This is a genomic window from Mycobacterium sp. 29Ha (genome assembly GCF_032883055.1).
GTDB classification, from domain to species: domain Bacteria; phylum Actinomycetota; class Actinomycetes; order Mycobacteriales; family Mycobacteriaceae; genus Mycobacterium; species Mycobacterium gallinarum.
In genome coordinates, this window is the sequence record NZ_JAMQTI010000019.1 from 75,718 (window position 1) to 93,896 (window position 18,179).

The window sequence follows — 18,179 nt, forward strand, 5'->3', positions numbered from 1 at the left end:
ACAGTGACGACACAAGCAACATCAGCCTCATAGGCACCGTCCGCCACGTCCCCAAACCGAAGTTTTGCATTCAATCCGAATATTGACGCTCGCGTAGCCGCCCGAACCGGCCCGTAAGGCGGCTGCGACACGCCCGACATGCGGTGACCAGGCAAAATTTTCTTGACCGACCGTGAACCGCTGACGAGGTGTGGTCCAGGCCACAGGCTGAGTGGGTCGGTAAGCCCCTCCAAGCGGACTGAAAGGCCTTGATACGCAGGCGAATCCGGCCCCTCTACGGCTCAAATCGACGCTTTCGCGCCGTTTTGGGCGCATCGGCTCTCACGGCGGCCCTGCCTTACACGCTGGGCTTTTGGCGTCAGAACCAGGGGGTGGGGTTCGCTTTCGTCAGGTTGCGTGGGTACGGTCGTCGTCGCTGGCTGTTGTGGAATTTTCATAGCGGCCGATAAAGAAACAATGATGGTGTGAGAGACGGAGGAACCCCGTGGCCCTTCCCCAGTTGACCGACGAGCAGCGCGCGGCAGCGTTGGAGAAGGCTGCTGCCGCACGACGCATACGTGCCGAGCTCAAAGACCGGCTCAAGCGCGGCGGCACCAACCTCAAGCAGGTGCTGAAGGATGCCGAGACCGATGAGGTCTTGGGCAAGATGAAGGTTTCTGCCCTTCTGGAGGCGTTGCCCAAGGTGGGCAAGGTCAAGGCGCAGGAAATCATGACCGAACTCGAGATCGCCCCGACCCGCCGCCTGCGTGGCCTGGGAGATCGCCAGCGTAAGGCGCTGCTGGAAAAGTTCGACCAGTAATTCCGGGCGCATAAGTTGAGCGCCGGCCGGGGGGCCGGGCGGGCAATCGTGTTGTCCGGCCCCTCTGCCGTCGGGAAATCGTCTGTTGTCCGCTGTCTGCGTGACCGCGTTCCCGACTTGCACTTCAGTGTTTCCGTCACCACTCGGGCCCCGCGGCCGGGCGAAGTCGACGGCATCGACTATTCGTTCGTCACAGCAGAGCGGTTCCAGGAGCTGATCGACAGCGGGGCCCTGCTGGAATGGGCTGAGATCCACGGCGGTCTGCATCGGTCGGGCACCCCGGCGGCGCCCGTCTGCGAGGCCATCGAGGCCGGCCGTCCCGTTCTGATCGAAGTGGATCTGGCGGGCGCTCGAGCCGTGAAGAAGTCCATGCCGGAAGTCCTCACGGTCTTCCTCGCGCCGCCCAGCTGGGAGGCCCTGGAGAGCCGGCTGATCGGGCGCGGCACCGAAAGCGCCGAAGTGATGGCCCGCCGACTGGCCACCGCACGCGACGAACTGGCAGCTCAGAATGACTTCGATGTCGTCGTCGTGAACAGCGAATTGGAGTCTGCCTGCTCTGAATTGGTATCCTTGCTGGTGGCCCGCGGTGAGCCACCCGAATTTCACGCATAACCGTCTGGAGATCCTCTACGTGACCACCCCCCACGCCGACGCCCAGTTGACCGCTGTCGACGACATCGCACCCGGCGCCGGCGCCTATGACACCCCGCTGGGTATCACCAATCCGCCCATCGACGAGCTGCTCGACCGCGCGTCCAGCAAGTATGCGCTGGTGATCTACGCCGCCAAGCGCGCGCGCCAGATCAACGACTACTACAACCAGCTCGGCGACGGCATCCTCGAATACGTGGGACCGCTGGTCGAGCCCGGTCTGCAGGAGAAGCCGCTGTCGATCGCGATGCGCGAGATTCACGGCGACCTACTCGAGCACACCGAAGGCGAGTAGCGGAGGAGCCCGGCGATGAGTCCTTGGGCGAAGGGTTGAAGTGACCGAACGCAAGCGGATCATCGTCGGCGTCGCCGGTGGCATCGCCGCCTACAAGGCGGCCACCGTCGTACGGCAGCTGACCGAGGCGGGCCACGCCGTTCGCGTCGTTCCCACCGAGTCCGCCCTGCGCTTCATCGGTGCGGCGACGTTCGAAGCGCTCTCCGGTAACCCTGTTCACACCGGCGTCTGGGATGACGTGCACGAGGTGCCCCACGTCCGGATCGGGCAGGAGGCCGACCTCGTCGTGGTCGCCCCGGCGACGGCCGATCTCTTGGCGCGAGCTGTCGCCGGCCGTGCCGACGACCTGCTGACCGCCACATTGCTCACCGCGCGATGTCCCGTGCTCTTCGCTCCCGCGATGCACACCGAGATGTGGTTGCACCCGGCCACCGTGGACAACGTAGCCACGCTGCGGCGAAGGGGCGCGGTGGTGTTGGAGCCGGCATCCGGGCGGCTCACCGGCGCCGACAGCGGCGCGGGCCGACTGCCGGAGGCCGAGGAGATCTCCACCCTCGCCCACCTGCTACTCGAGCGCGGAGACGCCCTGCCGTATGACATGGCTGGCGTCAAGGTCCTTGTCACCGCCGGCGGCACGCGCGAACCGATCGATCCGGTGCGATTCATCGGCAACCGGAGTTCGGGCAAGCAGGGCTATGCAATGGCGCGGGTGATGGCACAGCGCGGGGCCGACGTCACGCTCATCGCAGGCAATACCGCGGGCCTGATCGACCCGGCGGGGGTGGACGTGGTCCACATCGGCTCGGCTGCGCAGCTCAGGGACGCCGTCTCGAAGCACGCACCCGATGCGCATGTGTTGGTGATGGCCGCCGCGGTCGCCGATTTCCGTCCGTCTCAGGTGGAAACCAACAAGATCAAGAAGTCCGCCGACCCCGATGCGGCGGCACCGGTCATCGAGCTCACCCGCACCGACGACGTGCTCGCGGGCGCCGTCCGGGCACGGACCGACGGCCAGCTGCCCAACATGCGCGCCATCGTCGGGTTCGCCGCCGAGACCGGCGACGCGAACGGCGATGTGCTGTTCCACGCCCGAACCAAATTGCGGCGCAAGGGATGCGATCTGCTGGTGGTCAACGCCGTCGGCGAGAATCGGGCGTTCGAAGTGGACAACAACGACGGGTGGCTGCTGGCGGCCGACGGCACGGAGTCCGCATTGGAGCACGGTTCGAAAACTCTGATGGCCAGCCGTATCGTGGACGCGATCGTGGCGGTGCTGCAGGACGGTAGCGGGTAACGCGAATCACGACTCCGGGGCCGTGAAAGGGTTGTGCGGAACCTTTGCACACGCTTGGGTGCAAAACGAGCAAGCATATAATTTGACTAACTAACTATCTCAAGGTGACTTGGGTGGAAGGATCACACCGTGAGTGAAGCTCGGCTGTTTACCAGTGAGTCGGTGACCGAGGGCCACCCCGACAAGATCTGTGACGCCATCAGCGACTCGGTGCTCGACGCGTTGCTCGCGGACGATCCCAAATCACGCGTCGCGGTCGAGACGTTGGTCACCACCGGCCAGGTACACGTCGTCGGCGAGGTCACGACGACGGCCAAGGAAGCGTTCGCGGACATCACCAACACGGTGCGGGCTCGCATCCTCGACATCGGCTACGACTCCTCGGAGAAGGGTTTCGACGGCGAGACCTGCGGCGTCAACATCGGAATCGGCGCGCAGTCACCCGATATCGCGCAGGGCGTCGACACCGCTCACGAGACGCGCGTCGAAGGCGCAGGTGACCCGCTGGACGCCCAGGGCGCCGGTGACCAGGGCCTGATGTTCGGCTACGCCATCAGGGACACCCCCGAACTGATGCCGCTGCCGATCGCGCTGGCGCACCGGCTGTCGCGCCGGCTGACCGAGGTTCGCAAGAGTGGCGTGCTGGACTACCTGCGTCCCGACGGTAAGACCCAGGTCACCGTGCAATACGACGGCACTACTCCGGTGCGCCTAGACACGGTGGTGCTCTCGACGCAGCATGCCGCCGGTATCGACCTGGACGCCACGCTCGCGCCCGACATCCGGGAGAAGGTCGTCAACACCGTCCTGGCCGACCTCAACCACGATTCGATGGACACGTCCGACTTCCGGCTGTTGGTCAACCCGACCGGCAAGTTCGTGCTCGGTGGTCCGATGGGTGATGCGGGTCTGACCGGTCGCAAGATCATCGTCGACACCTACGGCGGCTGGGCCCGTCATGGCGGCGGCGCGTTCTCCGGCAAGGATCCGTCCAAGGTCGACCGCTCCGCGGCGTATGCGATGCGCTGGGTGGCAAAGAACGTGGTCGCAGCCGGGTTGGCGGAGCGGGTCGAGGTGCAGGTCGCCTACGCAATCGGCAAGGCGGCCCCCGTCGGGCTGTTCGTGGAGACCTTCGGCAGCGAAACGGTTGACCCGGCCCGCATCGAAAAGGCGATCACCTCGGTGTTCGACCTGCGGCCCGGCGCGATCGTGCGCGATCTCGATCTGCTGCGGCCGATCTACGCGCAGACCGCCGCCTACGGCCACTTCGGTCGTACGGATGTCGAGCTGCCCTGGGAACAGGTCAACAAGGTCGACGAGCTGAAGGCGGCCGTCTAACCGCCGGTGACGTGGCGCAGGACCGTCTGTAGTTCTTCGGTCGGCGAGAAGTCGATGTACTCGCAGTCGGTGACGGCCTCCGGCGCGTGCCCGGCGGCCCAGTAGAACGCCTCACCCGCGTTGTAGGTCTGCTCACCGGTGCTTGTGTGCATGCGGAGCTGCCCGCTCAGCATGTAACCCCAGTGCGGACACTGGCACATGTCGCCGGGCAGTCCCGCCAGCGCCGGCCGCAGGTCCGCACCGGCGCCGAGCTTCACCCACGCGATGGACATCTCGCCTACTGGTTGGCTGCGAAAGTCCACGCCCTCCCCGTTGACGGCAACCGGGATGCCTTCAAACGTCAAACTCTGCATGTCGGGCCCCCACTCAGTAATCGAATGATGTCTCGAGCGTAGGTTTGCCGAGCGCCTATCAGCCGAGAATCGAGAAGTATCTCCGTGCCAGACGCGCGGCTAAGCGCTGAACTCGTAATCGGTGAGCGGGAAGCGGCGAGCGCGCCAATATGTCTGGAGTGTGCTGGCCGACCGCAGCGGCACATCGCCGTTCTTGTCGAAGTAGTAGCTCCTGGCGGCCTTGCACGTGTCCTGCCAGAAGATCTGCCGGTGCCGCTTGCTCATCATTTCGGCGAAGTAGCGGTCGTTGGCCTCTTGTTTGACCTCGACGCGGTTGGCGCGCTTACTGCGAGCATGTTTGAGACAGCGCACGATGTGGTGCGTCTGGGTCTCGATGAGTGAGAAGTACGAGTTGCCGACGTACCCGTAAGGGCCGAACACCGTGAAAAAGTTCGGAAAACCGGGCACGGCGACGCCTTCATACGATTGCAGGCGCCGCTCGCTGAAATGCTCGCTCCAGGAACGGCCGTCGGCCCCGGTCACCGGGTAGGTCGGGTTGTCTTCGATGTCCATCACCTTGAACCCGGTCGCCAGGATCAGCACGTCGACGTCGCGGGTCTCACCGTCGACGGTCGCCACGCCCGATCCGGTGATCTTGTCGATCGGCTCGGTCACCAGTTCAACGTTGTCTCGGTTGAACGTCGAGAGATACGTGTTGTGAAAACCCGGGCGCTTGCAGCCGACGGCGTAGCGCGGGGTGAGCTTGTCGCGCACCTCCGGGTCGTGGACTTGCTTGCGCAGATACGACTTGCCGATCTGCGACATGTTCTTGGCCATCGGGTTGAGGGTGAAGTACTGGGCGGGCAAGGTGAAGGTCAGTTCGACGTACGCCTGGCTGAGCAGACGCTGCACCGTCGGCCCACCGGGGAGTCGCATCAGACGTCGGGTCCTGGGCGACAGCGGCACGTCAGGCTTGGGGAGGCACCAGATCGGGGTGCGCTGAAAAACCGTCAGGCGCTCCACGATCGGCGCGATCTCGGGGATGACCTGCACGGCGGACGCGCCGGTCCCGATGATGGCGACACGCTTACCGGTGAGGTCCTGCTCGTGATCCCAGCGTGCGGTGTGCATCGTCACGCCGGCGAACGAGTCGACACCGTCGATGTCGGGCATATTGGGCGTGATCAGCACGCCGCTGGCGTTGACGAGGAACCTGGCTGTCACCGCGTCGCCGGTGTCGAGGTGTACGCGCCATAGGCGGTCGTCGTCGTCGAAGGTCGCACCGAGCACCTTGGTGTTGAATCGGATCTTGCGGCGCAGGCCATATTTGTCGACGCAGTGCTCGGCGTAGGCCTTCAGTTCCCGTCCCGGCGCATAGGTGCGTGTCCAGTTCGGGCTCTTCTCGAAGGAGAACTGGTAGGAGAACGACGGAATGTCGACGGCGATACCGGGATACGTGTTCCAGTACCAGGTGCCGCCCGGCCCGTCACCCGCTTCGATCACCAGATAATTGCCCATCCGGGACTTGTCCAGTTTGATCGCGGTGCCGATGCCGGAGAAACCGGCGCCGACGATGACGGTGTCGTACTGCGGCGCTGTCATAGAGCCTCCCGTCGTTGGGCGATGACGTGCAATCCGTTCTCTGGCCGCAGCGTCAGCGTTGCTTCGAGTTCTACCGCATGGCTGGGGCTCACGTCGAATGTGATGCGTTGGCTCATGAACGCTGTCATAAGCTCTGCCCGACGCAGATTCGTCGTCCTCCGCCGAACGGCAGGTACGCCGACCGTGATCGCTCCCAGCGCCACGCCATCGCATTCGCGGTCGTTTCGTGGCCGGCGAGCATGAAGGTCGCCGAGGAGGTGTCAAAGCGGTTGGGCTACAACGACACATCAACGTTCTGTCATACCTCAAACGGTGGCATGGGGTGCCGCCGAGCGCCTATCCCGCACTCAAGCGCTGATACTGCTCCAACGCGGCCCGCTTTACGTGGTTGCTCAGCAGCTTGCCGTCCGCCTTCTGGACGGACTCGATGACCTCCAAATGCAGGTCATCGATCGTGGCGAGGAAGCCGAAGCGCTCTACGGCCGACGAGTCGTGGGCGTTCCACACCGCGTCCCTGTCGACCGGCTTCTTCAACACCTCCGTCGGTTGTCAACTGAAACGCGACGGCTTCCACTACCTTCTGCAGGATGGCGTCGACGGCCGGCTTCTCCCCAGAAGCGGACATGGGGACACGGCACGCACACCCACGAACCAGGCTTCTGTGGGTGAGCGCCGCGGTCGTCGGCGCCTGTTACGGCGCATTTTTGATCGTGACGGCGCTTCGATTGCCGGTCGGCGCCGAGCTGACCGGCCAGTTCGCATTACAACCCGAGGTCAAGGCGGCGACGGCGGTGCTGCTCGCCGCCGCCGCGCTGACTCATCCCATCGCTCGTGAACGACGTTGGTTACTGGCGGCGCTGTTGTTCTCGGCGGCGGGCGACTTTTTCTTGGCGATGCCGTGGTGGGAGCCGTCGTTCGTGCTGGGCCTCGGCGCATTCCTCGTTGCGCACCTGTGCTTCCTGGCCACGCTGCTCCCGCTGGCGGCGCGGTCGAGGCCCCGGCTGGCGGCTGCGGCGATCACGGTGTGCGCCTGCATCGCCCTGTTGGTGTGGTTCTGGCCACGGCTGATCGCCGAGGGGATGGCCGTACCGGTGACGCTTTACATCGCGGTGCTCGGCGCCATGGTGTGTACCGCGCTGATGGCCCGGCTGCCGACGCCGTGGACCGCGCTCGGCGCGGTGTGCTTCGCGGTGTCCGACGGCATGATCGGCATTTCGAAGTTCGTATTGACGCCGACAGACACAGAGATGCTTGCCGTACCGATCTGGTGGGCGTACGCGACGTCGCTGCTGCTCATCACCGCGGGCTTCTTCTTCGGTCGTGCGTCAGATCCGTCGGCGTCATCTGCTACATCTGCATAGGTGACGAGTACGCGACAGCAGGCCGAGCACGAGCCCATCGCGCGCGTGCTCCCGATGCTGTCGGTGCCGCATCTCGACCGCGAATTCGACTATCTGGTCGCTGCTGAACAGTCCGACGACGCGCAACCCGGGGTGCGTGTGCGGGTGCGGTTCCACGGCCGACTGGTCGACGCATTCGTGCTCGAAAGGCGTTCGGAGACGGACCATGTCGGGAAGCTCGGCTGGCTGGATCGGGTTGTCTCCGCCGAGCCGGTGCTGACCCCAGACGTGCGCAGGCTCGCCGACGCCGTCGCCGCCCGGTATGGGGGCACCCGGGCCGACGTATTGCGGCTCGCCGTCCCACCGCGACACGCCAACGTCGAAAAGCAGCCTCCACCGCAGCAGAAACCGTTGACCGTCGAACCCGTGGACACCACAGCGTGGGCCGCGTACCGCGGCGGCCAGCAGTTCGTCGCCGCTCTGTACGACGGCCGCGCCGCACGCGCGGTGTGGCAGGCGCTGCCCGGGGAAGGTTGGCCCGAACGTCTTGCCGAGCTGGCCGCGGCGACCGCGAACACCGGCCGCGCCGCCCTGATCGTCCTGCCCGACCAGCGTGACGTCGACGCGATGCACGCCGCGGCCATCGCCCTGATCGACGAGACCCATGTGGTGGCGCTGTCCGCGGGTCTTGGCCCCGCACAACGCTATCGGCGATGGCTGTCGGTGTTGCGGGGCGGGGCACGCATCGTCATCGGTACCCGCAGCGCGGTTTTCGCGCCGGTGGCGAATCTGGGACTGGTGATGGTGTGGGACGACGGCGACGACACACTCGCCGAGCCGCGAGCGCCCTACCCGCACGCCAGAGAAGTAGCGATGCTGCGGGCTCACCAGCTGCGCTGCGCGTCGCTCATCGGGGGTTACGCGCGTACCGCCGAGGCGCAGGCGCTGGTCCGCACCGGCTGGGCGCACGATCTGGTGGCCACCCGACAGGAGGTGCGGGCACGGTCTCCGCGCGTGATAGCGATCGAGGACAGCGGTTTCGCCCAGGAACGCGATCCGGCGGCACGGACGGCGCGGCTGCCTTCGATGGCGCTGCAGGCCGCGCGTACGGCGCTGACGTCCGGGCTGCCCGTACTCGTCCAGGTGCCCCGCCGCGGCTATGTGCCCGCGCTGGCGTGCAGTTGCTGCCGCACGATCGCCCGCTGCCGGCACTGCACGGGCCCGCTGTCGCTGCCCGCACGCGACGCCGCGGGCGCGATGTGCCGGTGGTGCGGCCGAGAGGAACCCGCACTGCGCTGCACGCGCTGCGGATCCGACGCGGTGCGGGCCGTCGTGGTCGGTGCCCGTCGGACAGCCGAGGAATTGGGCCGCGCATTTCCCGGTGTCACCGTCGTGACGTCGGGTGGCGACGCGATGGTCGCCGCGGTGCCCGCGGAGCCGGCCCTGGTCGTGTCGACACCCGGCGCGGAACCGCTCGCTGCAGGTCGTTACGGCGCCGCCCTGCTCCTCGACACGTGGGCGTTGCTCGGACGGCAGGATCTGCGGGCTTCCGAGGACGCGTTGCGCCGCTGGATGGCCGCCGCCGCTCTCGTCCGCAGCCGTGCCGACGGCGGCGTCGTGGCGGTGGTCGCCGAATCCGCCATCCCCACTGTGCAGGCGCTGATCCGGTGGGATCCTGTCGGCCACGCCGAATCCGAGCTCGACGCCCGCGCGGAGGTCGGGTTGCCCCCCGCGGTGCACATGGCCGCGATCGACGGAGCGCCCGACGCTGTGCGCGCGATGATCGACACCGCGGAACTGCCCGACGACGCCGACCTGCTCGGGCCCGTCGACCTGCCACCCGGCGCACGTCGACCGCCCGGCACGCCGCCGGAGAAGCCGGTCAATCGGATGCTGGTGCGAGTGCCGCGCGACGCCGGACTGCCGCTCGCGGCGGCGCTGCGGCGCGCCGCCGGTGTGCTCAGTGCGCGACGCGAGAACGAGCCGGTGCGTGTGCAAATCGACCCCTTGCACATAGGGTAATGCGGGCAGCCCGGCGTGTGGTGGACAGGAGGTTGGCGTGCGTCGCTTCTTTCTGATGCTTATTCCGTTGGCGCTCATCGCCGTTGGTGTGCTGTGGCCGGTCGTGTTCCGCCCATCGGCGGAGGCTTCTGACGCCGACGACCCCGTGGTCTTCAGCAACTACGACGTGGATCTCATCGTCAGTGCCGGCGGGCGCCTCGATGCGGTGGAGACGATCACTGCCGAATTCCCGGGCGGTCGGCACGGGCTTTTCAAGTACTGGGCGGTCGACAATCAGAACGATCCGGGGGTGCGGCAGATCCCGGAGATCACGTCGATCCTGCTCGACGGCGAACCGGCGCCCTACCAGATGCTCTGGGAAGGCGGCGAGCGATTCCGCGTGGCGAAGATCGGCGATCCGGACGAATACCTCAGCTACGGCACGCATGTCTTCGAGATCCGCTACAACATCGACGGTGTCCTTGATCCGGGCACAACCGGCGCCGACAAGAAGTTCGCCGACTCCACCGGCAACGACTCGAGATCGCCCTCTGTGTTCTTCTGGAATGTCATCGCGCAGGCGTGGAACAACGAGATCGATCGTGCCCAGATTTCGGTGACTCTGCCCGGCGACGTCGGACGCGCCCAGTGCTCTGTCGGCTTCGGCATCGGCCGGGCCTGCGACGATCTGACCGTCAGCGGGAAGCGGGTCGAGTTGTCGGCGTCGAACCTGGCGCCGCGGACCCCGGTGACGCTGCGCGCCGGCGTGGACGTGCCGACCCCGCCGCGCAACGAGGTGCCGTGGTCCTTTGCCTGGGATCGCGTCCTCGGCCAGTCCATGGGCGGCGTGCTGTGGGTGCTCGCGCTCACCGTCGCCGGCGCGCTCGGCGCAATCCTGTACTACCGCACCACCGTTGAACCCTCACCCGGTTTCCCGCTGCAATATGGGCCGCCGCCCGGACTGGGTCCGGTGCAAACCGAATACATCCGCACCGAGAGCGTGCCCAAGAGCGGCCTGACCGCCACGCTGTTCTATCTCGCCGACCGCGGCCTGATTGACATGCGGCAGGTCAACGACAAACAGTGGAACATCCGCAGCAGGGCTGCGGACTGGGACGCGTGGGCGAACATCGATCCGGTCAGCGTCGCGGTCGCAAAGGCGCTCAACGTGCAGGGCCCCGGCCGGGAGTTCGAGGCCAAGCAGACTGCCAAAGCGGGAAAGAAGCTCAGCAAGGCCAAGACGGATATGGCCGAGGAGGTCCGGAAGTGGGCCTTCGACAACGGGCTGATGGTCAAGCGCAAGAAGGAAATGTGGGTGCGCACCGCCAACGCGATCGCCTTCATCCTGATGCTGTTCGGCTTCTTCCGCTGGGGCTTCCCGACCACGATGTGGGCGCTGCCGTTCGCGGCATTCTTCCTGTTCTCCTCGGCGTCCTGGAAGGACGGTGTGGGTACCAGGCGCACCGAGGCCGGCCGCGAACTATGGTCGCGTGCAGGCGGATTCCACCGCATGCTGACCACCGACTCGTCCGAGGCGCGGTTCGACTTCGGGGCGCGCAAGGACCTCTACATGGCCTACGTTCCGTTCGCGGTGGCCGCCGGCGCCGCGGCGTTGTGGGCGAAGAAATACGAGACGACGACGGGTACCGTTGCACCGCAACCCGATTGGTATCACTCGTCGTCGGCGAGGAGCTCGGGCTTTGTCGGGGGCTCCGGTGGCCCGGACTTCGACAGCTTCGAGTCCGCGTTGTCGTCATCGATCGGTGCATACACTGCGTCGCAGTCGTCGTCCTCCAGCGGGGGCAGCAGTAGCAGCAGCTTCAGCTCCGGCGGTGGCGGTGGCGGCGGCGGTGGAGGAGGAGGCGGATCATGGTGAGGTTGTTGCTCGTCATCGTGCTGGTGCTGGCGCTTTCGGCACTGATCATCTTCGTGTTGGGCTACAACAGGATCCGCTCGGCGCACGTACGGGTCGCCGAAGCACTGTCCGGCATCGATGTCGAGCTGACCCGGCGGGCGTCGCTGATCCCGAGCTTGGTGCACACGGTGCAGACGTTCGCCGTCCACGAAAAGGGCATTCTCGACCACGTCACGAACGCACGCGCCGCGCTGACGTCGGCGACAAGCGGCACGTCGGTAGCCCAGCGCAGCGCCGCCGAGAAGGATCTGGATTCCGCGTTGGCGCCGCTGCTGGCGCTCGGCCAGAGCTATCCGCAGCTCAACTCGTCGAACAACTTCCTGAACCTGCAGGACAACCTGGCCGACACCGAGAACAAGCTGGCCTTCGCGCGTCAGTACTACAACGATTCGGTGGCCACCCTGAACGGGTTGATCACCACCATCCCCTGGATGTTCGTCGCACCGCTGACCGGTGTGAGTGAGCAGGAGTACTACCAAACGCCTCGCTGAATTTTTCCGGGTGGGGCGCTTCTAGACTGGCGCGGTGCGTCTTGTCTTCGCAGGCACCCCCGAGCCCGCCCTGCCCTCGCTGGCGTGGCTCGTCGAATCACCACGTCACGATGTAGTCGCCGTGCTGACCCGTCCCGACGCCGCCGTCGGTAGGCGGGGCACACCGTCGCCGTCGCCGGTGGCACGATTCGCCATGGACCACGACATCCCCGTGCTGCGGCCGACCAAGCCCAACTCCGAGGAGTTCATCGAAGAGCTGGCCGCGCTGGCACCCGAGTGCTGCGCGGTGGTCGCATACGGTGCCCTGCTGCGCGAGGGACTGCTCGCCGTGCCCAAGCATGGCTGGATCAACCTGCACTTCTCGCTGCTGCCGGCATGGCGCGGTGCGGCCCCCGTGCAAGCAGCCATCGCCGCCGGCGACACCGTGACGGGCGCCACCACCTTTCAGATCGAACCCGCGCTCGACTCGGGACCGGTGTACGGCGTGGTCACCGAAACCATCCGGCCCACCGATACTGCGGGGGAATTGCTTGAGCGGCTGTCGATCTCGGGTGCGGCGCTGTTGGCCACAACCCTGGACGGCATCGCCGACGGATCGCTGACGGCCGTGCCGCAACCGTCCGACGGCATCACCATCGCGCCCAAGATCACCGTCGAGGAGGCCCGGGTGCGATGGGACCTGCCCGCGCACGTCGTCGAGCGCCGTATCCGGGCGGTCACGCCAAACCCCGGCGCGTGGACCATGATCGGGGATCTGCGAGTGAAGGTCGGGCCCGTCAGCATCGAGCAGTCCGCGGACACGCTGCCACCCGGGACAATCCGAGTTGAACGTAAGGGCGTGCACATCGGCACCGGTTCGCAGCCCGTCGCGCTCGGTGTCATCCAAGCCCCGGGAAAGAAGCCGATGAATGCCGTGGACTGGGCCCGCGGCGCACGTCTCGACGAAAACGCGCGGGCACAATGACCAGGCCTCGAAACAACAAGCGTCCTACGCGCCGTAAGCCGCTCGACCCGGCCCGTCGCGCCGCATTCGACGTTCTTCGCGCGGTGTCGGAGAAGGATGCCTACGCAAACCTTGCGCTTCCCGCGATGTTGCGCGACCGCGGAATCACCGGGCGGGACGCCGCCTTCGCGACCGAACTGACGTACGGCACCTGTCGCACCCGCGGCCTACTCGACGCGATCATCGCTGCGGCAGCGGGACGTTCCCCGGACAATATCGATCCGGTGTTGCTGGATCTGCTTCGCCTAGGCACCTACCAGCTCATGCGAACCCGCGTCGAACCGCACGCGGCGGTGTCGACCGCGGTCGAACAGGCTGGTATCGAATTCGATTCAGCACGAGCAGGTTTCGTCAACGGTGTGCTGCGCACGATCGCGGGCCGCGACGAGGCGAGCTGGGTGAGCGAGCTGGCCCCCGAAGCCACCACCGATCCCATCGGTCATGCGGCATTCGTGCACGCGCATCCCCGCTGGATCGCGCAGGCCTTCGCCGACGCGCTCGGCGCCGACGCCGGACAGCTGAACACACTGTTGAGCAGCGATGACGAACGGCCTGTCGTCCATCTGGCCGCACGCCCCGATGTGCTGACCGCCGCACAGCTGGCCGAGCAGGTCGACGGCACCGTCGGCCGCTACTCGCCGTATGCGGTGTACCTACCGGGCGGCGATCCAGGCCGGCTCGCCGCGATCCGAGACGGCGCCGCGCTCGTTCAGGACGAGGGCAGCCAACTGGTGGCCCTCGCCCTGACACGTGCCGAGCTGGACGGCCCGGACACCGGACGCTGGCTGGACTTGTGTTCCGGGCCCGGCGGCAAGACGGCGCTGCTGGCGGCGCTTGCCGACGGCGGCCGGGTGACCGCGATCGAACCGGCCGAACGCCGCGCCGAACTCGTCGAGCAGAACACCAAGGGGCTGCCGGTCGATGTGCTTCGCGTCGACGGCCGGGATCCGGGGCTGGATCCCGGCTTCGATCGGGTGCTGGTCGATGCACCCTGCACCGGGCTGGGGGCGCTGCGGCGCAGGCCCGAGGCGCGCTGGCGTCGGATGCCCGGCGATGTCCCGCAGCTGGCCAAACTGCAACGCGAGCTGTTGGCCTCGGCGATCCGGCTCACCCGGCCGGGCGGTGTGGTGTTGTATGCCACCTGCTCGCCGCATCTCGCCGAGACCGTGGGCGTCGTCGCGGACGCGCTGCGTCGCCACCCTGTGACGGCGCTGGACACCCGGCCGCTGTTCGATCCGGTCGACGGCCTCGGTGACGGTCCCCACGTGCAGTTGTGGCCGCACCGGCATGGCACCGATGCGATGTTCGCCGCGGCGCTCAAAGTAGGGTGAGGCCATGCCGAAGCCGCTGATCGCGCCGTCGATTCTGGCCGCCGACTTCGCCGAGCTGGGCGACGAGGCCGCCGCAGTGGCCGGTGCGGACTGGCTGCACGTCGACGTGATGGACAACCACTTCGTGCCGAACCTGACCATCGGGTTGCCGGTCGTCGAAGCCCTGCTCAAGCGAACCGACATCCCGATGGACTGCCACCTGATGATCGAGAACCCCGAGCGTTGGGCGCCGCCGTACGCGGAGGCGGGTGCCTACAACGTGACGTTTCACGCCGAGGCGACCGACAACCCCGTCGGCGTGGCGCGCGACATTCGCGCCGCGGGGGCCAAGGCCGGACTTTCCGTCAAACCCGGCACGCCTATCGAGCCGTACCTCGAGATCCTGCGCGAGTTCGACACCGTGCTGATCATGTCTGTCGAGCCAGGATTCGGTGGCCAGAAGTTCATCCCCGAGGTGCTGCCGAAAGTCGGGACCATCCGCCGACTCGTCGACGCGGGGGAGCTGACGATCGTGGTCGAGATCGACGGCGGCATCAACGCCGACACCATCGAAGAGGCGGCGCTGGCCGGAGTGGACTGCTTCGTGGCCGGCTCGGCGGTCTACAGCGCGGCGGACCCCGCCGTCGCTGTGGAGTCGTTGCGGCGCCGGGCGGCAGACGCATCCCCGCATCTTCAGCTATGAACCTCGAGGCCGCGATGCGGCTGGCGATCGAACAGTCCGACCGGGTCAAGGGTGCGACATATCCCAATCCGCCCGTGGGCGCGGTGATCCTGGACAGCGACAACGACGTCGCCGGCGTCGGGGCGACCGAGCCGCCGGGAGGCCCGCATGCCGAGGTGCTGGCGCTGCGCAGAGCGGGGGAGCGCGCCGTCGGCGGCACGGCGGTGGTGACGCTGGAACCGTGCAATCACCATGGCCACACTCCGCCCTGCGTGGATGCGCTTGTCGCGGCCGGTGTTTCGGCGGTGGCCTACGCCGTCGCGGATCCGAACCCGGTAGCGGCGGGCGGGGCGTCGCGGCTGGCTGACATCGGACTCGAGGTAACCGCCGGCGTGCTGGCTGATCAGGTTGCCGGTGGACCGCTGCGGGAGTGGTTGCACAAACAGCGGACCGGGCAGCCGCATGTGACATGGAAATTCGCGACGAGTGTCGACGGTCGAAGTGCCGCGGCGGACGGCTCCAGTCAGTGGATCACCAGTGAGGCGGCGCGCGCCGACGTGCACCGCAGGCGCGCCGTGGCCGACGCGGTGCTCGTCGGTACCGGCACGGTGTTCGTGGACGACCCGCTGCTGACCGCGCGGCTGCCGGATGGCTCTCTGGCGGAACGCCAGCCGTTGCGGGTGGTGGTTGGGGAGCGCGAAATTTCCTCTGAGGCAAAGGTTCTGAACGACGACTCGCGGACGATGGTGATCAGGACCCGAGATCCGCACGAGGTCATCAAGGCGCTCTCGGACCGGACCGATGTGCTGCTCGAGGGCGGACCGACGCTGGCGGGCGCGTTTCTCCGCGCCGGCGTTATCAACCGCATCCTGGCCTACATCGGCCCCATCCTCTTGGGCGGCCCGATCACCGCGATCGATGATGTCGGCGTGCTGTCGATCGCGCATGCGCAGCGCTGGCGGTTCGACGGTGTCGAGTCGATCGGGCCCGACGTGTTGCTCAGCCTGGTGCCGAACTAGTCGGATTCGGGTTCGGGGTCCGGATCGGATTCGGGTTCGGAATCGGGATCGGTGCTCAGTGGCCGGTGCTCGATCAGATCGCGCACACCGCCAATGCCAAGGCGCTCCCGGAACGCCCGCACGGTATAGCCGATGACGGTCGCGTCGGTCCGAGCGCGCACAGTCGCCGAGCGGGGGAGGTGGAACACCGGACCGATCTCGCCGAGATAGTCGCCCCGCTTGGCCAGTTTCTGTAATTCTTCACCGCCGCTGGCCAATTCGCGGACGATCTCGAGCTCGCCCTCCGCGACGACGTAGATCAGTTCGCCCATCGTGCCCTGCTCGAACAGCACATCTCCGGCCTCCAACTCGACGGTGTCGGGAGCGCGGTCCGTCGACGCGAAATCGGGAACGAGCTCGACGACACGATCGGCCAACGGCAGAATCCGGCTGTCGTGGGTCGCGACGACGACCATCCGGTCACCGCTCGCGAGTTCGCGGATGAGTCGCAGAACCTCCTCCACCTGGATGAAATCCAGGTGCGCGGTGGGTTCGTCGGCCAGTATCAGCGGCGGATCGAGTGCAATCGCCCGCGCGACCGCCACCCGCTGCTGTTGACCGCCGCTGAGATCGCCCGGCCGGTGGGACATTCGCTCCTCGAGTCCGACGCGTGCGAGCAGTTGCCCGGCGCGCTTGCGGGCCGCGCGGCGCGGTTGGCCCGCCGCGAGCAGCGGCACCATGACGTTCTCGAGCGCGGTGAGGCTGGGCACGAGGTTGAACGCCTGAAACACGATGCCCACGGTTTCGCGACGGTAATTCGAAAGCTCATGACCCTCAAGCGATGTCACGTCGACGTCACCGAACTTGATGGCGCCTGAACTCGGCTTCAAGATGCCGCCGAGGCACGACAGGAGTGTCGTCTTTCCGCACCCGCTCGGGCCCATCAGGATCACGAGTGAGCCGGCAGACACATCGAGGTTGAAGCCGTCGATGGGGCGCACGGTGTCGGCGCCGCTGGCGTATTCGACCACCAGGTTCTGAATACTGAGATCGCCCACGATGTCAGGGACCCCCGAACGCGAGGGCGGGATCGACCGAAACGGCACGGTGCAAACCAGTTGCGCTAGCGATCAATCCGATGACGATCGCGATGGCGGGCAGCGCGATGAACGCCTCGGCGGGAACAATGACCTGCATCGGGAACAGCGGCCCGAGCAACATGGAAAGTCCGGCGCCGACAAGGGCGGCGAGCAACGCCACGATGATCGCTTGCATCGCGAGCCCGGCGGCGATGGCTTTGGTGGGCACTCCAATCGCCTTGAACACCGCAAAGTCTCGGAGACGTTCGAGCGCTGATAGATAGATCACCGAGCCCACGACGAGGGCGGCGACCACCCAGAGCAGCACAGCGACGATCGTGATCGAGTTGACGGCCACCTTAAGCGGCCGCAGCAGATCCTCGACGGCACCGTTGCGGTCGATGGCACGGTATCCGGGGGGCGCCTCGTCGAGGCCGCCGCGCACGCCGATCGATGCGACGAGGGGTTCGCCTGCGTACACCAGTTGTTGCGCGCCCTCGGTGGTGAGGAACACGTTGGGCAGATTCGCCAGCGCGGTGGAGTTTTCCACGATGCCGACGATGCGCAGCTTGTGCGAGGCGATTTCGACCTCGTCGCCGATGGCCTTGCCGAGCGTGGACGAAACCGCCACTTCGTACCGTGCCGACGGCGGCCGGCCCTCCGAGACCGCGGGCATGCCCGGACCGTTCTCCGGCGCCCCGAAGATGTCCACGTTGCGCGTCGAACCATCGAGTGTGGCCGTTCCGCCTGCGTAGGCGAGGGGAGCGGCCGCCTCCACGCCGGGCGCGTTCGCGATCCTGCGCAGTTCCACCGGCGCATACGGCGTCGCTCCGACGAATGGACCTGACGCACCGGCCTTGACGATGAAGAGGTCGACGCCGAGAGAATCGACGGTTTTGTCGGCCTCCACGCGGAACCCGTTGGCTAGACCGGTGAGAACGAGTGTCATCGCGAAGATGATCGCGGTGGACAGGATCGCGATGACGAATCGCCGTCGTCGCCACTGCATGTCGCGCAGCGCGGCCATCAGCATGCTGGCGACGTTACCG

The 18,179-nt window shown here is 66.8% G+C and carries 18 protein-coding genes and 1 pseudogene; 13 read left to right on the forward strand and 6 right to left on the reverse strand.

The features are described from left to right. Positions 1-484 precede the first annotated feature (484 nt). From mihF to metK, 5 genes are all read left to right on the forward strand, one after another. Positions 485-799, forward strand: a complete 315-nt coding sequence (gene mihF / locus M1248_RS22860) for an integration host factor, actinobacterial type (protein WP_006244838.1) — start codon at positions 485-487, stop codon at positions 797-799. Between the two features lie 15 nt (positions 800-814). Then, positions 815-1,411, forward strand: a complete 597-nt coding sequence (gene gmk / locus M1248_RS22865) for a guanylate kinase (protein WP_163727303.1) — start codon at positions 815-817, stop codon at positions 1,409-1,411. Positions 1,412-1,430: 19 nt separating this feature from the next. Beyond that, on the forward strand, positions 1,431-1,745 hold the full coding sequence (gene rpoZ, locus M1248_RS22870; RefSeq protein ID WP_163727306.1) for a DNA-directed RNA polymerase subunit omega: 315 nt from the start codon (positions 1,431-1,433) through the stop codon (positions 1,743-1,745). 40 nt (positions 1,746-1,785) lie between these two features. Next, positions 1,786-3,039 carry a bifunctional phosphopantothenoylcysteine decarboxylase/phosphopantothenate--cysteine ligase CoaBC gene (gene coaBC / locus M1248_RS22875; protein ID WP_163727311.1) on the forward strand — a complete coding sequence of 418 codons (1,254 nt, stop codon included), beginning with the start codon at positions 1,786-1,788 and terminating at the stop codon, positions 3,037-3,039. Positions 3,040-3,168: 129 nt separating this feature from the next. Further along, positions 3,169-4,377, forward strand: a complete 1,209-nt coding sequence (gene metK / locus M1248_RS22880; protein WP_083123462.1) for a methionine adenosyltransferase — start codon at positions 3,169-3,171, stop codon at positions 4,375-4,377. Here metK and M1248_RS22885 read toward each other — a convergent pair. The 4 genes and pseudogenes from M1248_RS22885 to M1248_RS22900 all read right to left on the reverse strand — a co-directional run bounded on the left by M1248_RS22885 (position 4,374) and on the right by M1248_RS22900 (position 6,848). Further along, the gene (locus M1248_RS22885; protein ID WP_317149807.1) at positions 4,374-4,730 is read right to left on the reverse strand and encodes a hypothetical protein; all 357 of its coding nucleotides are present in this window, start codon (positions 4,728-4,730) and stop codon (positions 4,374-4,376) included. The two genes, metK and M1248_RS22885, sit on opposite strands and share 4 nt — an antisense overlap. Before the next feature lie 99 nt (positions 4,731-4,829). After that, the gene (locus M1248_RS22890; protein ID WP_317149808.1) at positions 4,830-6,311 is read right to left on the reverse strand and encodes an NAD(P)/FAD-dependent oxidoreductase; all 1,482 of its coding nucleotides are present in this window, start codon (positions 6,309-6,311) and stop codon (positions 4,830-4,832) included. Then, positions 6,308-6,504 (reverse strand): annotated as a pseudogene (locus M1248_RS22895) (cytochrome P450); the annotation flags it as partial. The pseudogene M1248_RS22895 and the gene M1248_RS22890, both read right to left, overlap by 4 nt. A gap of 143 nt (positions 6,505-6,647) precedes the next feature. Beyond that, positions 6,648-6,848: a hypothetical protein gene (locus tag M1248_RS22900; protein ID WP_317149809.1), complete on the reverse strand. Its 201-nt coding sequence runs from the start codon at positions 6,846-6,848 to the stop codon at positions 6,648-6,650. Between the two features lie 50 nt (positions 6,849-6,898). Between M1248_RS22900 and M1248_RS22905 the strand changes: the two genes are divergently transcribed. From M1248_RS22905 to ribD, 8 genes are read left to right on the forward strand one after another with little or no spacing between them, the layout of a single operon-like run. Further along, positions 6,899-7,672, forward strand: coding sequence for a lysoplasmalogenase (locus tag M1248_RS22905; RefSeq protein ID WP_410506722.1), 774 nt, complete (start codon positions 6,899-6,901; stop codon positions 7,670-7,672). A 54-nt stretch (positions 7,673-7,726) separates the two neighbouring features. Then, on the forward strand, positions 7,727-9,673 hold the full coding sequence (locus M1248_RS22910; protein WP_317149825.1) for a primosomal protein N': 1,947 nt from the start codon (positions 7,727-7,729) through the stop codon (positions 9,671-9,673). 37 nt (positions 9,674-9,710) lie between these two features. Further along, the gene (locus M1248_RS22915) at positions 9,711-11,528 is read left to right on the forward strand and encodes a DUF2207 domain-containing protein (RefSeq protein WP_410506723.1); all 1,818 of its coding nucleotides are present in this window, start codon (positions 9,711-9,713) and stop codon (positions 11,526-11,528) included. Further along, positions 11,522-12,058, forward strand: a complete 537-nt coding sequence (locus tag M1248_RS22920; RefSeq protein ID WP_163727326.1) for a LemA family protein — start codon at positions 11,522-11,524, stop codon at positions 12,056-12,058. The genes M1248_RS22915 and M1248_RS22920 overlap by 7 nt, the downstream gene beginning before the upstream one ends. A gap of 34 nt (positions 12,059-12,092) precedes the next feature. Next, positions 12,093-13,022, forward strand: coding sequence for a methionyl-tRNA formyltransferase (fmt, locus tag M1248_RS22925; protein ID WP_317149810.1), 930 nt, complete (start codon positions 12,093-12,095; stop codon positions 13,020-13,022). Next, a complete protein-coding gene (locus M1248_RS22930) occupies positions 13,019-14,392 on the forward strand; it encodes an RsmB/NOP family class I SAM-dependent RNA methyltransferase (protein WP_317149811.1) in 1,374 nt (457 codons plus the stop codon). The genes fmt and M1248_RS22930 overlap by 4 nt, the downstream gene beginning before the upstream one ends. 4 nt (positions 14,393-14,396) lie before the next feature. Further along, positions 14,397-15,074, forward strand: a complete 678-nt coding sequence (gene rpe / locus M1248_RS22935) for a ribulose-phosphate 3-epimerase (RefSeq protein ID WP_163727335.1) — start codon at positions 14,397-14,399, stop codon at positions 15,072-15,074. After that, positions 15,071-16,072, forward strand: coding sequence for a bifunctional diaminohydroxyphosphoribosylaminopyrimidine deaminase/5-amino-6-(5-phosphoribosylamino)uracil reductase RibD (ribD, locus tag M1248_RS22940; RefSeq protein WP_163727338.1), 1,002 nt, complete (start codon positions 15,071-15,073; stop codon positions 16,070-16,072). The genes rpe and ribD overlap by 4 nt, the downstream gene beginning before the upstream one ends. On the opposite strand, the gene M1248_RS22945 is transcribed toward ribD, so the two are convergent. Further along, positions 16,069-17,109 (reverse strand): ATP-binding cassette domain-containing protein, encoded by a 1,041-nt coding sequence (locus M1248_RS22945; RefSeq protein ID WP_163727341.1) that lies wholly within the window; start codon positions 17,107-17,109, stop codon positions 16,069-16,071. The genes ribD and M1248_RS22945 overlap by 4 nt on opposite strands. Before the next feature lie 4 nt (positions 17,110-17,113). Further along, on the reverse strand, positions 17,114-18,163 hold the full coding sequence (locus M1248_RS22950; protein ID WP_163727345.1) for an ABC transporter permease: 1,050 nt from the start codon (positions 18,161-18,163) through the stop codon (positions 17,114-17,116). Between the last annotated feature and the right edge of the window lie 16 nt (positions 18,164-18,179).